At 70.1% G+C, this 16,126-nt stretch carries 15 protein-coding genes and 1 other RNA gene; 8 read left to right on the top strand and 8 right to left on the bottom strand.

Annotated features, from left to right (window positions below; genetic code table 11):
- Positions 1-181: 181 nt before the first annotated feature.
- Entirely contained in the window at positions 182-568 is a 387-nt protein-coding gene (locus OOJ91_RS11665; protein ID WP_266244618.1) for a hypothetical protein, read from the top strand.
- Positions 569-735: 167 nt separating this feature from the next.
- Positions 736-3,534 carry a TIM-barrel domain-containing protein gene (locus OOJ91_RS11670; protein WP_266244619.1) on the top strand — a complete coding sequence of 933 codons (2,799 nt, stop codon included), beginning with the start codon at positions 736-738 and terminating at the stop codon, positions 3,532-3,534.
- 66 nt (positions 3,535-3,600) lie between these two features.
- On the opposite strand, the gene OOJ91_RS11675 is transcribed toward OOJ91_RS11670, so the two are convergent.
- Entirely contained in the window at positions 3,601-3,867 is a 267-nt protein-coding gene (locus OOJ91_RS11675) for a hypothetical protein (RefSeq protein WP_266244620.1), read from the bottom strand.
- A complete protein-coding gene (locus tag OOJ91_RS11680; protein WP_266244621.1) occupies positions 3,864-4,157 on the bottom strand; it encodes a hypothetical protein in 294 nt (97 codons plus the stop codon). The genes OOJ91_RS11675 and OOJ91_RS11680 overlap by 4 nt, the downstream gene beginning before the upstream one ends.
- Before the next feature lie 242 nt (positions 4,158-4,399).
- On the opposite strand from OOJ91_RS11680, the gene OOJ91_RS11685 reads away from it, so the two are divergent.
- From OOJ91_RS11685 to OOJ91_RS11695, 3 genes are all read left to right on the top strand, one after another.
- A complete protein-coding gene (locus OOJ91_RS11685; RefSeq protein ID WP_266244622.1) occupies positions 4,400-5,206 on the top strand; it encodes a helix-turn-helix domain-containing protein in 807 nt (268 codons plus the stop codon).
- Positions 5,193-5,384: a DUF397 domain-containing protein gene (locus tag OOJ91_RS11690; protein ID WP_266244623.1), complete on the top strand. Its 192-nt coding sequence runs from the start codon at positions 5,193-5,195 to the stop codon at positions 5,382-5,384. Before OOJ91_RS11685 ends, OOJ91_RS11690 begins: the two co-directional genes overlap by 14 nt.
- A gap of 70 nt (positions 5,385-5,454) precedes the next feature.
- Positions 5,455-5,787 (top strand): glyoxalase superfamily protein, encoded by a 333-nt coding sequence (locus tag OOJ91_RS11695; protein ID WP_266244624.1) that lies wholly within the window; start codon positions 5,455-5,457, stop codon positions 5,785-5,787.
- A gap of 10 nt (positions 5,788-5,797) precedes the next feature.
- Here the strand turns inward: OOJ91_RS11695 and OOJ91_RS11700 are convergent, their stop codons facing one another.
- Together OOJ91_RS11700 and OOJ91_RS11705 are read right to left on the bottom strand one after the other, a co-directional pair.
- Positions 5,798-6,265: a DUF4265 domain-containing protein gene (locus OOJ91_RS11700; RefSeq protein WP_266244625.1), complete on the bottom strand. Its 468-nt coding sequence runs from the start codon at positions 6,263-6,265 to the stop codon at positions 5,798-5,800.
- A 98-nt stretch (positions 6,266-6,363) separates the two neighbouring features.
- Complete coding sequence (locus OOJ91_RS11705; protein ID WP_266244626.1) at positions 6,364-6,846, bottom strand: DUF7660 family protein; 483 nt, start codon at positions 6,844-6,846, stop codon at positions 6,364-6,366.
- A gap of 113 nt (positions 6,847-6,959) precedes the next feature.
- Here OOJ91_RS11705 and OOJ91_RS11710 point away from each other — a divergent pair, with 113 nt between their 5' ends.
- Positions 6,960-8,474 (top strand): cellulose binding domain-containing protein, encoded by a 1,515-nt coding sequence (locus OOJ91_RS11710; RefSeq protein ID WP_266244627.1) that lies wholly within the window; start codon positions 6,960-6,962, stop codon positions 8,472-8,474.
- A 61-nt stretch (positions 8,475-8,535) separates the two neighbouring features.
- On the opposite strand, the gene OOJ91_RS11715 is transcribed toward OOJ91_RS11710, so the two are convergent.
- Both OOJ91_RS11715 and rnpB read right to left on the bottom strand, forming a co-directional pair.
- Positions 8,536-11,028, bottom strand: coding sequence for an ATP-binding protein (locus OOJ91_RS11715; protein WP_266244628.1), 2,493 nt, complete (start codon positions 11,026-11,028; stop codon positions 8,536-8,538).
- Between the two features lie 275 nt (positions 11,029-11,303).
- Positions 11,304-11,720: RNase P RNA component class A (rnpB, locus tag OOJ91_RS11720), an RNA gene on the bottom strand.
- A 129-nt stretch (positions 11,721-11,849) separates the two neighbouring features.
- Here rnpB and OOJ91_RS11725 point away from each other — a divergent pair.
- Positions 11,850-12,611: a sulfite exporter TauE/SafE family protein gene (locus OOJ91_RS11725; RefSeq protein WP_266244629.1), complete on the top strand. Its 762-nt coding sequence runs from the start codon at positions 11,850-11,852 to the stop codon at positions 12,609-12,611.
- 114 nt (positions 12,612-12,725) lie between these two features.
- On the opposite strand, the gene OOJ91_RS11730 is transcribed toward OOJ91_RS11725, so the two are convergent.
- Positions 12,726-13,850 carry an IS30 family transposase gene (locus tag OOJ91_RS11730; RefSeq protein ID WP_266244630.1) on the bottom strand — a complete coding sequence of 375 codons (1,125 nt, stop codon included), beginning with the start codon at positions 13,848-13,850 and terminating at the stop codon, positions 12,726-12,728.
- Positions 13,851-14,021: 171 nt separating this feature from the next.
- On the bottom strand, positions 14,022-15,254 hold the full coding sequence (locus OOJ91_RS11735; RefSeq protein ID WP_266244631.1) for an MFS transporter: 1,233 nt from the start codon (positions 15,252-15,254) through the stop codon (positions 14,022-14,024).
- 54 nt (positions 15,255-15,308) lie between these two features.
- Here OOJ91_RS11735 and OOJ91_RS11740 point away from each other — a divergent pair, with 54 nt between their 5' ends.
- On the top strand, positions 15,309-15,767 hold the full coding sequence (locus tag OOJ91_RS11740; RefSeq protein ID WP_266244632.1) for a MarR family winged helix-turn-helix transcriptional regulator: 459 nt from the start codon (positions 15,309-15,311) through the stop codon (positions 15,765-15,767).
- The last annotated feature ends 359 nt before the right edge of the window (positions 15,768-16,126 follow it).

Raw genomic sequence — 16,126 nt, forward strand, 5'->3', positions numbered from 1 at the left:
GGCCGTCGGCGGGTCATGGTCGGCACTGTAAAAGGGCCTGGCAACGCCGGATTCTGAGTTGCGTCGGGGCAGGTAGCGGGCTGAGTATCCGCTTGTGGATGCCGTGGTGCAGTGGGTTCGGACGTCGTGGACCAGGCGTTCGCGCGGCGGCATCGAGGCAACTCGGCGTAACGCGGCACCTGTGTCGTTCGCCCTGCCGGCACAGGCGGTGCCGCTCACCCATGAGGTCGACCTGGCGGAGGCCGATGGGTTCGAGCCTCGCGAGGCCGTCGCGGCACCTGGGCCGTACCGGAGCGAGGTGCGCCTCCGGGTGGTGGACGGTCAGCTTCAGGTCGAACTGGTTGCCGCTTCCTGGGGCGTGCCGCGCCGTCACCGCCGGCCGCCCACCGTGCGACTGGCTCGCGGCGAATGGCTGCGCTGGCAGATCAACTATCGCTTCACAGGCATGAACGGTGGCGCCACGCTGTACCGCCTGGACACCCTCAGCCTGGCGCACGGAGCGGTTCCGGCCGACACCTTCCTCGGCGACCCGCCTCGGTTCATCGACGAACGCGCACACATCTGGTAGCTACCCGTGTGGGCGCGGTGACGTGGCCTCGCCCCTCCCGCGCCATGGCCGTCAACCTGTGCGCGAAAGAGAGAAGGGACACTCTCCGGCGCCCGTTGACAGGTGTTTCGGTCGAGTGACAGCGTTGTCATCGACTCATTTCCTCCATATGAGACGAGGAGCGCATCTTGCTCTATCGGAACTCACCACGCCGCCGCGCGACAGCGGCCGCCGCGGCCGGCATTCTCGTCACGGGGCTGGCACTCGCCCCGGCCGCGCCGGCCCAGGCCAGCCACCACCCCCGGGCGCAAGACGAGGCCGTACGGTCGGGCGACGCCCGTTTCGAGGTGTTGTCCCCCACCCTGATCCGCACCGAGTACCAGAAGGACGGCAGGTTCACCGACGCCGCCACGTTCAACGCCATCGGGCGCGACGACTTCCCCCGTACGCGGTTCACGAAGCACGTCGATCATGGCTGGCTCACCATCGACACCGGCGCGATGACTGTGCGATACAAGGTCGGCTCGGGCGCGTTCACCGCCGACAACCTCACCGTGCGGCTCGCGGCCGGCAAGCAGACCGTGCAGGGGCAACCCTGGGCCGGCCACACGGCCCCGGCCTGCGCGTTCGGCGCGCTCTGCGAGGCCGAATCACTGCAGTTGAGCGGCCCCGGCGTGGCCACCGACCACAGGGGCTTCACCGGGCGCGGCTTCGCGGCCGGCTTCGCCTCGTCCGGCGACTCGGTCACGTTCGCGCTCGACGCGCCGGAGGGCGGCACGAAGCAGCTCTCCGTCCGCTATGCCAACAGCACGGGCGGCGACGGCCAGAACGTGGACCGCACCCTGAGCGTTCAGGTCGACGGCGACGCCGGCCACACGCTGACGCTGCCGCCCACCGCGAACTGGGACACCTGGGGCCTGGCCACCGTGCCTGTCGACCTCGCCGCCGGCCGGCACGAGATCAGAGTCGTACGGGGTCCCACCGACTCCGGCAACGTGAACGTCGACAGCCTCGCGGTGGTCAACCCGGGTGACCCGTTCCCGGCGCCGACCCCGCCCCAGCCGCAGCCCCTGCGGTTCGGCACGCTTGCAGAAGCCGAGACCGGCGCGCTGACCGGCGGCGCGAGGCCCGCGAACGACCACAACGGCGCTTCCGGTACGGGATTCCTGGCCGGCCTGGAAAGCACCAGCTCCGCCGACGCGCTCACCGTGACGGATGTTCCGTCGGCAGGTGACTACCAGGTGCAGATCCGCTACGCCAACGGCCAGGCCGGTGCCCAGCCGAGCCAGCCGCGCACCATGTCGGTCACGGCCGGAACGGCGGCGCCGGTCACGGCGACCCTTCCGCCGACAAGCGGATGGGACTACTGGAACACCGTCTCCGTCCCGGTCCACCTCGAGCGCGGCACCAACAGCGTGACGCTGGGCTGCCCCACGGACGCCAGCTGCAACGTCAACGTCGACACGGTCGCCGTCACGAGCAAGGGCTCCCCGCTGCTCGCCCCGCACGCCCCGCTCGGCGGCTACCGCCGGGGCCTGGACGGTGTGACCGGTTCCGCGCTCACCGCTCCGGGCATGCTCTACCAGGACGGCTGGTACCTGCTCGACGACTCGGCCTCGGCTTTGAGCACCACCAAGCCCCGGCCCGCCGCCGAGCAGGACGGCTACGTCTTCGCGTACGGGCAGGACTTCACCCGTGGGTTGAAGGACCTGTCGACCCTCACCGGGCCCACGAAGCTGCTGCCCAAGTGGGCGTACGGGGTGTGGTACTCCGAGTACTACGACCGCACCGCCGCCGAGTTCCAGGACCTGGTCGCCCGGGCCAAGGCCGAGGGCGTACCCATGGATGTTCTTGTCCTCGACACCGACATCAAGGCGCCGGACAAGTGGAACGGCTGGAGCATCGACCCCACCCGGATCCCCGACCCGAAGGCGTTCTTCGACTGGGCACAGAAGCAGGGCCTGCACACCGGCATCAACATCCACCCGAGCATCCTCGGCTCGGACCCGAAGTTCGCACAGGCGCAGGCCACCGCGAAGGGCAAGCTCCAGCGCGTGGGCTGCAACGGCGGGACCGACTGCTACGCGTTCGACTTCGGCGACCCGGACCAGCTCAAGGCGTACCTGCAGCTGCACGACGGAATGATCCCGAAGGGCAGCAAGGGCCCCGACTTCTGGTGGCTGGACTGGTGCTGCGACAACACGAAGTCCTCGCTCGCGGGGGTGACCGCTGACGCCTGGATCAATCAGCAGTACGCCGACAAGACCGGCTTCGCCTTCTCCCGGGCGTACGGCTCGTTGCAGGCCGGCGGCTACAGCAGCCCGACCCCGGTGGCGACCGGCCCGTGGGCCGACAAGCGCACCACCCTGCACTTCACCGGCGACACCACCTCCGACTGGTCGACCCTGCAGATGGAGGTCGGCTACACGCCTGGCGAGTCGGCCGCGACAGGGCTGGCCGCGGTCAGCCACGACATCGGCGGACACACCGGCGGCCTGAAGGAGCCGGGCAGCGAACCGGGCAGCACCAAGCTGCCCGACGACCTCTACGCCCGGTGGGTGCAGTTCGGCACGTTCCAGCCGATCGACCGGCTGCACTCCAACCACAGCGACCGGCTGCCCTGGCAGTACGGCCCGGAGGCGAACGCGTCGGCCAAGAAGTTCCTGAACCTGCGGGAGAAGCTGCAGCCGTACACCTACGCCGCCGCCAAGGAGGCCACCCGCACGGGTACGCCAATCGTCCGCTCGATGTACCTGGCGTACCCGCATGAGCAGGCCGCCTACGCCACCGCCGGTTCCCAGTACCTCTACGGCCCGGACTACCTGGTGGCACCGGTGACGACACCGGGCACCACCGCCACGACGTCGGTGTGGTTCCCGCCGGGCAACAGCTGGACCGACATCTTCACCGGGAAGACGTACCGGGGCGGCACCACGCAGAACATCACCACCACGCTCGACGCCATGCCGGTGTTCAAGAAGCACTGACGGTCCAGGGATCCGGACGGCCGGGTGGGGGCAACCCTGCCCGGCCGGTTCGTTTGGTCGGCTGGCTCAGCGTCGGCGAGGTCGACGGGCCAGCGACAGCCAGCCCAGGAATCTGGCGTGCATAGCGGGAACATCCGGGCGTAGCCCCAGGCTGTACGCGTCGTCTATCGCCTCCTGCATCGACGCGGCAAGGTAGAACGCCAGCGCGATCGAGTGGCCGTAGAACTCGGCGGCGAGTGCGAGTTGGGCTGGGCTGCACGGCCAAGGCGCGGCGCAGTTGCGGCAAAGCCAGGCCGGGCGCATCGGGAGGTGCGGGCGAGGACGGGCGGTCATCCGACCCGCACCGGAGGCCGGCGGCGTGTGGCGGACCTGGTCGGTTCGACGGGCAGGGCCTGCAAGCGCACGCCCGCACGCAGCACGTACAACTCGCGCCGCGCGACCGCGTCGCCCGCCGCGTTCAGCTGATAACCCTCAATCCAGACCCATCCGACGTACGTGTGCCGCTCGGGCAGCTCGCGGATGACGCGTACGAAGATCGGGCGCAGGAACTGCACGCTCGCCACGGTGGTCAGGTGGATGACGTCGCCGGCCTTCAGGGGCCTTTCGGGTTTGTCGTCGGGCACGGTCTCCCCCTTTGGTGCCGTTGGGAAGGGGCCGCTCCCGTGAGTGCTCGCCCGTCGGGAGCGGCCCCGCTACGAACGCGACCGCCGGATCTCGTGGGCCTACCAGCCGCGCCGCCTGGTGACACTCTGCTGTGGAGACCACTACGCTCGGAAGGTGCTTCCCGCGTCCGGGGTGACCTGGCCCAACAGGCTTCCGACGTGTGGCACTTCGAGTAGTCGATCTTCGAATTGAGGGGCGTTGCATGGCTGACGTGCCAGGGCCGTTGTCGGCGTTCATCGTTGGCGAGATCCGCCGCGCCCGTGGGACTTCCGGCATGACGCAGGAGTCATTCGGCCGCGGTGCGGGCTTCAGTGCCTCGCATGTCAGCGCCGTGGAGAGCGGCACCCGAGCGCTGACGATGGACTTCATCAAGGGGACTGACCGGGCGCTGAAGAACGGCGGACTCTTCGAGCGCCTGGCGACGAAGTTCGGCACCCCGTCGTGGTTCCTGCCCTGGCTAGATGCCGAGCGCGAGGCGACACAACTTCGCTACTTCGAGCCGAATCTGATCCCCGGCCTGCTACAGGTTGAGCACTATGCCCGCACGGTCCTGCGGACGGACGAAAGCCTTGCTGACGAAGAGGTCGAGCAGCGTGTGCAGGCGCGCATGAGCCGGCAGGCGATCCTGACCGGCGAGCACCGGCCACAGTTCGTCGCCGTGCTGGACGAAGCCGCGATACGGCGCACGGGTGATGGTCTGGGCGGGATCATGGCCCAGCAGGTCGCCCACCTGGTCGCGATGGCCGAACTCCCCCACGTTCACGTCCACGTCATCCCCATCGGTAGCGGCCTGCACATCGGGCTGTCCGGGCCGTTCGCGCTGGCTCGGTCCAGCGAGGGGGTGTGGGTCGGACACCTGGAGAACCAGCTTGGCGGGGACGTCATCGACAAGGACGATGAGGTAGCTACGCTTCAGGCAAGGTGGGAGAGCGTCCGGAACGAGGCTCTACCGCGCCGGCAGTCCATCGACCTGCTGAAGGAAGTTGAGAGCCATCATGGACCTCAGTAACGCCCAGTGGCGCAAGTCCACCCGCAGCGGCGCGAGCGGCGGGAACTGCGTCGAGGTCGCCGACAACCTGCCCGGCGTCGTCGGCGTCCGGGACAGCAAGGACCCTGCCGGTCCGGCCCTGACCTTCGGTCCGGCGGCCTGGCAGGCGTTCGTCAACCACGTCGGCGCGCGACGCTAACCGAAGCCGGGCGCGCTTCACCGCCCGTCGCGGGATCGTCTCGTCGCAGGCCGGCTGAGAGACTCCCCGGATGACCGAACGCCTAGCGCCTGTCCTGCGGACCACGGACGCGAACACCGCCGTGGCCTGGTACGCCCGCCTTGGTTTCGTCAAACAGTGGGAGCACCGGTTCGCCCCGGGCTTGCCGCTCTACGTGAGCATCGCCCGAGGCAGTGCCGAGATCCATCTGTCGGAGCACACCGGGGACGCACGGCCGGGGACCCTGCTGTACCTGTACGTCGACGACATCGACGCTGCGGCGGCGACCTGCGGCCGCGCTGTCGACCAGAAGGACTGGGGTCGTGAGTTCGAGGTGTCGGACCCCGACGGCAACCGACTTCGCGTCGGTGCGCTCCACCGATGACAACACATGATTATGGAGCGGCTGCCTGCCATGACGCGCTGACACACAGCTCATCGACGGTCCATCGACCAGCGCGCTCACCCTCGCGCAGGAGCCGCCGCACCCTTGCCAGATCCACGGTCGGCGGGACGTCGAGGACGACGAGTCCGAACATTCCAGTCCCGCTCACGTCCAGCGGGGCGAAGTCAGCCAGGACAGCTTCCTCGAAGTGCTCGAGTACGGCATCGTCCGGAGCCCAGACGCGGACAGCGCAGTAGCCCGACGCCGCGATCTTCTCCTTGACCCACCACTGGCCGTCACCGTCACGCTCAACACGAAGAATGTCGTGCATCGCGGCGTCGAACGCGGCCCACGGCGCCCTCGGTAGCCGCACACGATCCGGTGCCACCAATTCTGCGCCCATCCCGATGCTCGTCGCATTGCTGCCGGGCGGCATGAGAAACCACACCTGCACCCACCCGTCCGACGGATCGGTCATCACCATCCTCTTTCTCGCCGATCTACCAACGTTGCTAACGGACGCGCTAGGACGTCTGGGCGTTTCGGCAGTCTAGGCACGCGGTCGATCGCGGAGGATCACTCGTAACCACTTGCCATGACGAGCACTTCAGCAAGGAGCTTCCAAGTGGGCTGCTCGGGCAGGTCTCCGCCCTCGTTCGCGTAGAGGCTGGGCAGGGCTGACAGCGACGCCGACAACGCGCCGAGGAAACGTTCCAGCGTCGGGTTCTCCCACTGGTTCGGGTGCTGGCGAAGGTCGCTCAGCTCCGACTCGACCTCGCCACCGCCGAGGACCTTCGCAATGCGTTGTACGACCTGGGCGAGCATCAGGCCGCAGGCAGGCCGATCCCCTACCTGGACACCGAGACCAGCAGACGGCTCGGCGCCCTCCTGCGAGATTTGGACATCCGGTTGGGCGGCACCGGCAGATTCGCTTAGCCGGCTTGCCAGTGAGCGGTACGGGAGCCGACGTGCCGACCGCCATCGTGAGGCGGGAAAGCCTTGCGCTGTGCCGAACAGTTCCGCACACGTCGCGTTCAGGCCGAGCACCGATCCGCGCACGCCGAGCACGGTGTGGCAGACCACTGACGACTGCCGGCAGGACCGCCGGCATGTTGACTCCTGCCGGGCGTCCTGCCTGTCTCCCGGCAGCGGACGTTGCTTGACTCAGTGGCATGACATCAATACGGAAAGCGATCACCCGTACGGTGGTCGTCGGGGCACTGGTCGGCGCGACGGCGCTCACCGGTCCCACCTCCGCGTCCGCGGAGTCCGACCAACCGGGGGCCGTCGGGGCCGCCAAGTCCCTTCTCGACATCATCCCGGCACCGACCCTGGACCAGATGGTCGCCCAGGCCCCACTGGTAGACGCGGCCAATGTCATCCGCACCGCGGTGGACCGCGCGCCGGCCCGCGGCTATGCCGGCATCGGCCTGGTCGACGATCACGTCACCCTGTGGTGGAAGGGCGCGCCGCCCACCGAGATCGCCGCAGCCGTCACCGCCGCCCGCCACACCGCGCCGGTCGAGGTGGCCAACGCCACCTACTCCCGCGCCGAACTACGCAAGGCGGCCGCCCGACTCACCCCGGTGGTACAAGCCGACCCGGCGGACGCCAGCCACTCGGTCAGGCTGCGCACGGACGGTACCGGCATCGAAATCGCCGTTGACCACATCCCGGGTGCCAAGCTGCCGAAGCTACCGGTCACCGGCGTCCGTACCAGCATCGTCGAACGTGACCGGATGGTCGAACGGTCACGGGCCAACGACTCGGCGCCGTTCGACGGCGGGGCGGGCATCGGGTTCACCACGCCCGGGTGCACCGCGGGCTTCGGCGTACGCAACGCGAACACCAACGCCGGTTACCTCCTCACCGCCGAACACTGCGGAGCCATCGGCTCGCCCTGGCACGTCGGCTGGAACACCACCACCGGCACCGGCACCCTGGTCGGCTACGCGGTCGACAGCAATGACAACCACGACACGATGATCATTTCGACGCCGACGCCCGGCGGTTACCTCTACGTCGGCGGCCAGCAGGACGAGGTCCGCGCCCAGGTGGTCGGCTGGACCGAGGTCTTCCCCGGCCAGCTGTTGTGCCAGTCCGGGTACACCTCCGCGGGTGCGATCGGCGGTCCGGTCTGCAACCTGCGGGTCGATTACCACTACGACGACATCGAGGACCTCGTCGAGGCCACCCAGCTCGACGGCCAGGAGTCCGCACGGGGCGGCGACAGTGGCGGCCCGGTCTACGCCGTCAACGCCAACGGCACCGTGCTCGCCGCCGGCACCACCACCCGATCGGCCGGTCCGGGCTTCGGGTTCCAGGACTTCGCCACCGCCCGCGACGACTATGGCAACCTCCTGCCGGCGACAGCGATCGCCAGCACCTGCCGGGTCTCCTTCGTCGTCACCGACTCGTGGGACACCGGCTACAGCGCCAGCGTCACCGTCTACAACGACGGCCCGGCCACCAACGGCTGGTCGCTGGGCTTCGCCTTCCCGGGTGGACAACTCGTCCAGGGCCACTGGAACGGCGTCTTCCAGCAGGCCGGCCCGGCGGTGACCGTCTCCAACGAGACCTACAACGCCACCATCCCCACCGGCAGCGCGGTCAACTTCGGCTTCACCGCGAACGGCTCCCCCACCACCCCGGCACCGTTCACCCTCAACGGCACCACCTGCAACTGACCCCTGTCCATGCACACCGGGTCCCGCCGCATCCTCGGCGGGGCCCGGTGCGTGTCCGGGATCAGGACTCGGCCAGCTCGCGTCGCAGGGTGGCGCGCAGGGTCCGCACCTCCGGAGCGTCCAGTTCGCCGCACCGGTCGAGCGCCCGCTGGCGCAGCAGGCGGGCGTCGGCGGCCCGGCCCGGAGCCGAGCCGGCCAGCGCCGCGAGCGCGGACAGAGTCTGCGCCTCCCACCACAGGCAGGACAGCGCGGCATACAGGGCCAACGCCGCCCACAGCGCCTCGGCCGCCGCGTCGACCTCGCCCAACGCCTGAAGCGCGAGCCCGTAGCGATGGATGGCGATGGCCTCGCTGAACGTCGCGCCGCACCTGTTGAACACCCGCCGGGCGCGGGCGTACTCATCGGCGGCGTCGCGCCAACGGCCCATCCCGGCCAGATCCGCGCCGAGACTCATCATCGCGCCGGCCTGGGCCACCGCCGCGCCGGTAGGGCTGAGACCGTTGCCCTCGACGTAGAACGCCAGCACGTCGCGGTGCAACTCGGCCGCCTCGGCGAACCGGCCGAGCGTTGCCAGCGCTCCGCCCAGCGCGCTCGCCGCGCTGTGCTCGCCGAGGGCGTACCCGATCTCGCGGAACAGGCCCACGGCCCGGCGGCAGTGGTCGACGGCCGCCCCGCCGCGGCCGATTCGAATGAAGATCGCAGCGGTGTAGGTCAGCGCCCACGCCTCCTCGCGGCGGTCCCCGATCCGCTGGGCCAGTTCCAGCGCCCGGTCCAGCGCGGCCAGCCCGTCGGTGTTGCGGTCCCGGCAGAAGTACCGGGCCCAGCCCAGGAAGTTCAGCAGTACGGCCTCGTCGCGGAGGCTACCGGCGGCCCGGGCCGCGGCCACTCCCAGCGAGAAGATCTCGTCCCAGGAGTGCCGGTGGCTGTTGGCGTCCGAGTACCAGTGCAGAGCCCTGGTGACCGCGACCACGTCGGCGTGCCGACCACGCCGCGCCGCGTCGCGCAGCGCCGCCAGCCAGTTGCCGGACTCCCGATCCAACCAGGACGCCGCGGCCCGATCGTCGTCGAACGGGGAGTCGACCCGAGAGGCGACCGGTTCGAACATCAAGCCGGCCTGCCGCGTACGCCGCAGCAGCCAGCCGACCATCTGATCGTGCGCGCCCGTCCGGCTGGACTGCTGTTCCTCGGCGTCGAGGCGTTCCTGAGCGTAGAGCCGGACCAGGTCGTGGAACTGGTACCGGTCCCCTATGGTCAGGAGGAGGCTGGCCTCGACCAACTCCTCCAGGGCCGCCGCCGCGATCTCCCCGCCGGTGCCGGCCGCGGCGGCGACCAGCGCGGCTTCGAAGTCGGTGCCGGGGATCAGCGAGGCCCGCCGGAAGACTCGTGCGGTCATCGGGTCCAGTTGCCGGTAGGAGACCTCGAAGGCAGATCGGACGCCCAGATCTCCGGCGGTCAGCACGGTCAGCCGCCGACGCTGGTCGTGCAGCAGGTCCACCAGCCAACCGACCGACCATTGCGGTCGGCTGGCGAGGCGGTTGCCGGCGATCCGGATGGCCAGCGGCAGCTGGCCGCAGAGTTTGACGAGTTGGTCGGCCGCGGCCGGCTCGGCGTCGATCCGGTCGGCGCCGACGATCGCCGCGAGCAGCAGTCGACCGGCCGCCGGGGCGAGCAGGTCAAGCGGCAGGCGGACCGCACCGGCAAGACCCGTCAGTGGACGCCGGCTGGTGACCAGCGCGAGGCATCCCCGCCCGGCCGGCAGCAGCGGGCGTACCTGTGCCTCACTTGCGGCGTTGTCCAGGACCACCAGCAGCGGCCGGTCCCGGGTTAGGGTGCGGAACAGACCACCCCGCTCGGCCGCCGACACCGGCACCCGGCTGTCCGGCACCCCGAGCGACCGCAGCAATCCGGCCAGCACCTCGGCCGGGTCGACCGGGCCGTCCGGCGAGGCGCCCTGCAGGTCGACGAAGAGCTGTCCGCCGGCGAAGGCCGGGCTGAGTCGATGTCCCGCGGCGACGGCGAGGCTGGTCTTGCCGATCCCCGGCGGCCCGTGCAGCACCACCACCGAGGCGGTGTCCGGCCGCCATGCGGTGACGTCGGCGGCCAGCGCCGAGAGCCGTTCCAGGATCTCCGTCCGGCCGGCCAGGTCCGGAACGGCGGCGGGCAGTTCCCCGGGTACGACCACCGCCAGGCGGTCGTGCGGCACCTCCGCGACGCGGTCGTGCGGCACCGCGACACGGTCCTCCGGCACCGCGACACGGTCCTCCGACACCGCGACGCGGTCGTCCGACACCGCGACGCGGTCGTGCGGCTGCCGCTCGACCCGGGCCAGGGTGACGAAACGATCGCGGTCCTCCCCGGTTAGCCGCAGGGCGTCGGCGAGCAGCACCACCGTCCGTCGTTGCGGGCTACGCACCCGGCCGCGCTCCATCTCCCGGATGCCGCGGACACTTGAACCGGCCGCCTCGGCAAGCTCCTCCTGGGTCAGCCGCCGCTCCAAGCGGAGGGTCCTGAGGAGGCCTCCGAAGTGTTCACGCCGCACCTGACTCCTGGGCATGCTCTCCCAACCACCCAACGCCCGCACTTACGTAACGTGCATCGATGCTCGCATGTGCGTGACGAGTTACGGGCCACTGTGCACCGAGTGTGAGTATTGCCATGGCGGGCGGTGAGCCACCGACATCTGCCGGGACAACGCCGCAGAGACCGGAGGGGCCAGTTGCAGCGAGGCCGTGACGGACGCAGGCGGGTCGGCCCGATTCCCGTAGAAAGGGCCTCCGGCTGCCGCCCGGTCCCACAGAGCCATGATCAGGTCTCTGAGCTGGTGGGCGACGGACGAGTCGACCTGTACGCCGGATTCTGTGCGCGGCGCGTACCCCAAAGGGGTTTGCGCCGGCGGCGGCCATCCATCTCGGCCTGCCGTTGCCGGCAGGCTCCAGCGGCCTACCCGCAGACATCGGGCGGGCAGCCCTCAAGCGTCTGCGCCGGGTCGTCATCTTGCGGTGACGGCCCTTGCTTGGCCTTGCTCCGGGTGGGGTTTACCGAGCCACCCCGGTCACCCGGGGTGCTGGTGGGCTCTTACCCCACCGTTTCACCCTTACCGTCCCCGTTGGGGTCGGCGGTCTGTTTTCTGTGGCACTGTCCCGCGGGTCGCCCCGGGTTGCCGTTAACAACCACCCTGCCCTGTGGAGTCCGGACGTTCCTCGGCGGCGGGCCGGAGCCCGCCGACGCGACCGCCCGGTCGACTCGTCCGTCGCGCTCCCATCCTAACGACGAGCGTGCCGCCGGTATTGCCGCCCCGCCCGAGCAAGATCGCGCAGCTCAAGGGGGCGGTCCGGCGGATGGGCCCCGCGCGGCGGGCGCTAGCCTCGTGGGGCTATGGATCTCTCCCACGCCGCGCTGCTGCTGGCCGCCGGTCTCGCCGCTGGCACGGTCAACGCGGTGGCCGGTGGCGGTTCACTGATCACCTTCCCGGCGCTGATCGCGATCGGCTTGCCTCCGGTGCCGGCGAACGTCAGCAACTCCGTCGCCGTGTTCCCCGGGTACGTGGCGAGCGTGGCGGGCAGCCGGCAGGACCTGCCGCGCCCCCGGGCGCTTGCCACACTCGTGCCCACCACGATCGTGGGCACCATCGTCGGAGCGCTCCTGTTGCTGGCCACTCCGGCCCGCGCGTTTGAGCTGGTCGTACCCTTTCTGGTCCTCGGCGCGACAGCGGTCCTGGCCTTCCAGGACCCGCTGCGCCGGCTGGTCGGCCACCCCCGCGACCTGTCGCCGCGGCAGCGGACGGTCGCGGTGCAGACGATGGTCGCGCTCGGTTCGGTGTACGGCGGGTACTTCGGCGCTGCGCTCGGGGTGATGCTGGTGGCCGGCCTGGCACTGGTGCTGGATGCGACCCTGGCGCGGGTGAGCGCGATCAAGAATCTGCTCTCCGCGATCGTGGGGCTCACGACGCTCGTGGTGTTCGCCCTGTTCGGCCCGGTGAACTGGGCGGCCGTCGCGGTGGTCGCGCCGGCCACCCTGATCGGGGGGTACGCGGGCGCCCGGCTGGTCCGCCGGCTGCCGCCGGTGCTGCTCAAGACGCTGATCGTGGTGTTCGGTACGACGATCGGCCTCTACCTGCTCTACCGCGCCCTGAGCTGAGCAAGCCGCCCGGCACCCGGCACCCGGCACTCGGCACCCGGCACCCGGCACCCGGCACCCGGCACCAAGATTCACGCAACTTCAGGGATGTTGCTGCCTCAAGCGGTGGCGGTTTCAAGCGGCGGTTGCAACCAGGTGCTTGTGGAGTACCTCGGCTGGATTCTGCCAGTCGAGGGTTTGGCGTGGTCGTCCGTTGAGTTCGCGGGCGACGGCGTCGAGGTCGTCCTGGGACCAGGTGCGGAAGTCGGTGCTGGAGCGGGGGAAGTACTGGCGTAGGAGACCGTTGGTGTTTTCGTTGCTGCCGCGCTGCCACGGGCTGTGGGGGTCGCAGAAGTAGACCTTGCAGTCGGTGGCCAGGGTGAACACGGGATGCCGGATCATCTCGATGCCCTGGTCCCAGGTCAGGGTCTTACGCAACTCGGCCGGCAGGCGGCGCATGAGACCGGTGAGGGTCTCGATGACCTGTTCACTGACCCGCGATTCGGGCAGAGCGCCGAGCATCACATACCGGGTGGCCCGCTCGACGAGGGTGACGATCGCGCTGGACCCTCGGGCGCCGATGACCAGGTCACCTTCCCAGTGCCCCGGCACGGCCCGGTCAGCGACCTCCGCCGGGCGAGTCGAGATGTGAAAGTCACGCACCCACGGGCGTCCCCGCAGCGCGCTGGCCTGTCGTGACTGCTGGCGGCGGCCGGTGCGTCCTGAGCGCAGAGCGACCTGCCGGGCGAGTTCTTGGCGCATCCCACCCCGGGCCTGGAAGTAGATCGCCTGGTAGATCGTCTCGTGTGACACCCACATCTCCGGTCTGTCGGGGAACTCCCGCCGCAACGACCGGGCGATCTGCTGCGGCGAATGCCGCTGCGTCAGACGATCCCTGACCGTCTCCCACAACGGCGGCCACGCCCGCCCCCACCTCGGACGCAACTTCCCCTCACGAAGACGCCGCGCCCGCTCATCCGCCTTGCCCTGAGCGTTGCGGTGACAGTACTTCCACCGATACACCCCACCCCACCCCTTCGGGTAGCCCACCCCCGCCACATACCCCGGAGCAGGACCATGCGGATGCCGCTGACCCGTCGGCACCCGACCCCCCGTACCGCAGTGATTCCGCGACAACTCCCGCCACACCGTCGAGCGATCCCGCCCGATCACCTGCCCGATCTGCGGACAACTCAACCCCTGACCGAACAACACCTCAATCTGCGCCCGCTCCGCGGACGACAACCTCTGCCCCGGCATGACCCCTCATCCTGACGAGAATCCACCCCGTTGCAACAACCACTTGAGCCCAAGGGTCGCGAAGCAGCAGTTTCCCCGAAGTTGCGCGGATCTTGTGCCGGCGTGTGTCGCGGAACGGGGGGCGGGGGGCGGGGGGCGGGGGGCGGGGGGCGGGGGGCGAGGGGCGCGTGGTTAGTAGGCCTCGCCTACCGGCTCCTCGGCCGCGTGCTCGGTGTCGGCGGCCTTGCGGTTCCAGCGGGACCAGAGGACCCGCTCGCCGTAGCCGGCGGCCATCACGTGCGCGAACGCCAGGTAGACCAGCACGCCGACGGCGAGCACCCCGAAGCCGACCCAGAAGGGCAGGGCCAGCGAGCGCTCGGCGAGCTTGCCGGAGATGATCGGCGCGGGGGCGGCGGCGCCCCAGCGGACCAGGTTGAACGCGCCGGTGGCGAGCCTGCGGTCGCTGGAGCCGAGGCCGAGCGCCAGGTCGGTGAGGTTGGCGTTGGCCAGGCCCATGCAGAGGCCGGCGAGCACGAGCACGACGAGCGCCTCGGCGGTGCTCGTGGAGGTGGCGAAGAGGACCATGCAGACCAGCAGGCCGGCGATGGCCACGCCGACGGTCTGCACCGCGCCGATCCGGTGGGCCAGTCGGTGGCCGATCACCAGGATGCCGGTGGCCAGGCCGAGACCCCAGCCGGTGAACGCGAGCCCCAGCGGGACGACGTCGAGGCCGAGGAAGAGCGGCGTGTAGCCGAGCACGACGAAGAACACGAAGTTGTACGCGGCGGTCACCACGCAGAGGGCGATGAACGCCGGCCGGCGGTAGGTGGCGAAGATCTGGCCGACGCGTACCGGGGCCTGCCGGTTTGTGGGTTCGCGCAGCTTGCCGGCGGCCACGCCGAGGGCGAGGACCATGAACACGCCACAGACGAAGAACGGCAGCCGCCAGGAGACCTGACCGAGCAGGCCGCCGATCAGCGGGCCGACGGCGAAGCCGAGGCCGAGGGCTGTCTCGAAGAGGCCGACGACCCATTCCCTGTCGATGGCCAGGTTGACGAGCACCACCATGGCGGTGGCGAAGAACATCGCGTTGCCCAGCCCCCAGACACCGCGCAGCACGGACAGCTGCACGATGTTGTCGCTGAACGAGGCGAGGATGGCGGCCAGCCCGACCACCGAGACACCGGCGATCAGCACCGGCTTGAACCCGAACCGGCCGCTGGCGAGCGTCGCCGGGATCATGCCGAGGGCCATGACCGCGATGTACGCGGTGAACAGCAGCTCGACCTGCCAGGCGGTGACCCCGATCGCCTCGCCGATGGCCGGCAGGATCGGGTCGACGACGGCGATGCCGGCGATGGCGAGGAAGGCCACAAGTGTGGTGGCGTAGATGGCACTGCGGTTCGGTTCGGAACTCCGATCCACTCCGACTCCCCAATTAGCTGTATCGTACAGGTACTTACTCTGTATCATACAGCTATGAGCGACGACCACGAGAGCACCCTCGGCCACATCGAGACCGAGGTGGCCCTGCTGATGCGCTTCGGCGAGGCCACCCGCCGGGCCACCGGCACCGACGAGCACCGGGTGCTGGACCGCGCGGCGTACGTCATCCTGCGGCACCTGGACTCCGCCGGCCCGCAGAACGTCTCCGCCCTCGCCGCGCGACTCAACCTGGACGGCTCGACCGTCACCCGACAGGTGTCCGCGCTTCAGCGCGACGGTCTGATCGTCCGCGCCCCCGACCCGACGGACGGTCGCGGCACTGTCATCTCCCCCACCTCGGCCGGGCTACAGCGGATGGCAGCCGTGCAGGCCGCCCGCACCCGGCTCTACGGCGACATGCTTGCCGACTGGAGCGCCGAGGACCGGGCCGCCCTGGCGACCCTGCTGGGCCGCCTCAACCACGCCCTGGTGAACCGCAACCGCAACCGTTGACCGCGCCGCCGCTGACCCGTGCTGCCAAGGGTCGTCGGGCCTGAACCGCCGACGGGCCTGATTCGCCTGCGGGCCTGATTCGCCTGCGGACCTGATTCGCCTGCGACATCAGCTCCACAGCGCCCGAACGAGGCCCACCCGCCCGGCGGTGGCTCGCCCCGACGCCGACCACGCCGAACTGCCCGCCGAGGCACCGATCAGGCCGAGGCTCGCCGGACGGCGCATGGCCCTTCGACTGCCAAAGATCGCGCGACATCCTTGTTGTAGTGGCATCCCCCACGGCCCGACACCACTACGACAAGGATCGAGCACGATCTTGGGGCGAAGCCGCGGCAGGCGACGCCCGTAGAGCGGCGGGC

Origin of the sequence: Micromonospora lupini (genome assembly GCF_026342015.1) — a bacterium.
GTDB lineage: Bacteria > Actinomycetota > Actinomycetes > Mycobacteriales > Micromonosporaceae > Micromonospora > Micromonospora lupini_B.

Bases quoted from the DNA above. Each gene is read 5' to 3' on its own strand.
- OOJ91_RS11675 (WP_266244620.1), bottom strand. From the start codon at position 3,867: ATGACCGCCCGTCCTCGCCCGCACCTCCCGATGCGCCCGGCCTGGCTT.
- OOJ91_RS11685 (WP_266244622.1), top strand. From the start codon at position 4,400: ATGGCTGACGTGCCAGGGCCGTTGTCGGCGTTCATCGTTGGCGAGATC.
- OOJ91_RS11690 (WP_266244623.1), top strand. From the start codon at position 5,193: ATGGACCTCAGTAACGCCCAGTGGCGCAAGTCCACCCGCAGCGGCGCG.
- OOJ91_RS11695 (WP_266244624.1), top strand. From the start codon at position 5,455: ATGACCGAACGCCTAGCGCCTGTCCTGCGGACCACGGACGCGAACACC.
- OOJ91_RS11700 (WP_266244625.1), bottom strand. From the start codon at position 6,265: ATGACCGATCCGTCGGACGGGTGGGTGCAGGTGTGGTTTCTCATGCCG.
- OOJ91_RS11710 (WP_266244627.1), top strand. From the start codon at position 6,960: ATGACATCAATACGGAAAGCGATCACCCGTACGGTGGTCGTCGGGGCA.
- OOJ91_RS11715 (WP_266244628.1), bottom strand. From the start codon at position 11,028: ATGCCCAGGAGTCAGGTGCGGCGTGAACACTTCGGAGGCCTCCTCAGG.
- OOJ91_RS11725 (WP_266244629.1), top strand. From the start codon at position 11,850: ATGGATCTCTCCCACGCCGCGCTGCTGCTGGCCGCCGGTCTCGCCGCT.
- OOJ91_RS11730 (WP_266244630.1), bottom strand. From the start codon at position 13,850: ATGCCGGGGCAGAGGTTGTCGTCCGCGGAGCGGGCGCAGATTGAGGTG.
- OOJ91_RS11740 (WP_266244632.1), top strand. From the start codon at position 15,309: ATGAGCGACGACCACGAGAGCACCCTCGGCCACATCGAGACCGAGGTG.